The organism is Collinsella aerofaciens (assembly GCF_018785265.1).
Lineage (GTDB): Bacteria > Actinomycetota > Coriobacteriia > Coriobacteriales > Coriobacteriaceae > Collinsella > Collinsella aerofaciens_AI.
The window spans coordinates 1-1,506 of the sequence record NZ_WQPK01000039.1 but is presented as its reverse complement, the minus strand read 5'-3'; the positions used below and the strand labels follow the sequence as shown (position 1 = coordinate 1,506).

The following is a 1,506-nucleotide window of genomic DNA, read 5'->3' as shown; positions in this document are numbered from 1 at the left end:
GGTAGCGCACAGAGATGTGGTGTAAGAGGCGGGGCATGCCCCGCCTCCGCCCTTTCTTGAAAGGGAGGGGACACCGCCTAGAATTCGTCGTTGGAGTAATGAAGGTGACGAATGGAAGGAAAGGCGATGCCCCAAGAAGAGAGTGTACTGCGCCTCGGCCGCGACGAGGCCCTCGAGGCGGCGAGGCTTTGGCGGGAGTGCGGCGACGCGCGCGAGTTCGCGTGCAGGGTGCTGGGCGGCGTGATGAACGCGCTGATGGACTCCGAGGCCCAGCAGATGTGCGGCGCGAGCCGCAACGAGCGCAGCGACGGCAGGGAGAACAGCCGCAACGGCTACCGCCCCAGGTCGCTCAAGACCGCCGTGGGCGACGTGGAGCTCGAGATACCCAAGCTCAGGCACGGCACCTACTACCCCGAGGGCATGCTCGCGCGATGGTCGCGCGTCGACACCTCGGTGGCCGCCCTCGTGCAGGAGATGTACGTGTGCGGCGTGTCCACCCGCAAGGTCGAGCGCGTGGCGTCCAGGCTGGGCATATCCTCGCTGTCGAGCTCGGAGGTCTCGAGCCTCTGCTCCGACCTCGACGCCGAGGTGGCGGAGTTCCGCCGCCGCGACCTTTCGGGCACGCCGTGCTGCTACCTGTGGCTCGACGCCACCTACATGAGCTGCAGGGTCGGCTCGTCGGTCGTCTCGCAGGGCGTCGTGACCGCGATCGGGCTGGGCGCCGACGGGCGCAAGCACTTCCTGGGCTGCGACGTGGTCGACACCGAGAGCGAGGACTCCTGGGCGGCATTCCTCGGCGGGCTGCGCGAGCGCGGGCTGGCCGGCGTCCGCCTCGTGGTCTCCGACAGCCACGCCGGGCTCGTGGCCGCCGTCTCGCGCCTGTTCCAGGGCTGCGCCTGGCAGCGCTGCGTGACGCACCTGCAGCGCAACCTCCAGAGCGCCTGCTCGGGCAGGCCCGAGGACTCCAAGGCGGCCGTCAGGGACCTCGTGCACGCCGCGGTCTACCAGGACGACCCCGACCTCGCGCGCTGCGTGTGGGCCGAGGCGGCGCCCTGGGTGGCGTCGGTGTCCGCCAGGGCCGGCGAGGTCTTCGAGCAGGCCGAGGACTCCGCGCTGGCGTTCACGGCCTTCCCCAGGGCGCACTGGGCCAAGCTCCGCACCAACAACGTCCAGGAGCGCGCCAACCGCGAGATCAAGCGCCGCTACAGGGTCGTGCAGTCCTTCCCCTCGAGGGAGTCGATGCTGCGCCTGACGTGCGCGAGCCTCATGGAGACCGAGGGACAGTGGTCCCAGCAGCGCGTGTTCTCCGAGGCCTCGGCCGCCGAGGGCTTCGCCGGGCCCGCGGACAGGCCGGCCCCGACAGAGGGGAGGCGCCGCGCGCTCGGGCGGCGCGCCAGGGAGATAGTGGACGAGATAGTCGAGAAGCGCGGCCTCAAGAAGGAGTAACATCGGGGCTTGCAGCGACGGACCTCAGGACACTCTTACACCACGTCTGCGCGCGCCACC

Annotated in this window: 1 protein-coding gene; it reads left to right on the top strand. The window is 70.3% G+C overall.

Annotation, left to right across the window (positions count from 1 at the left end; genetic code table 11):
* The first annotated feature begins 126 nt into the window (after positions 1-126).
* Positions 127-1,446: an IS256 family transposase gene (locus tag GPK42_RS06585; protein ID WP_252200171.1), complete on the top strand. Its 1,320-nt coding sequence runs from the start codon at positions 127-129 to the stop codon at positions 1,444-1,446.
* The last annotated feature ends 60 nt before the right edge of the window (positions 1,447-1,506 follow it).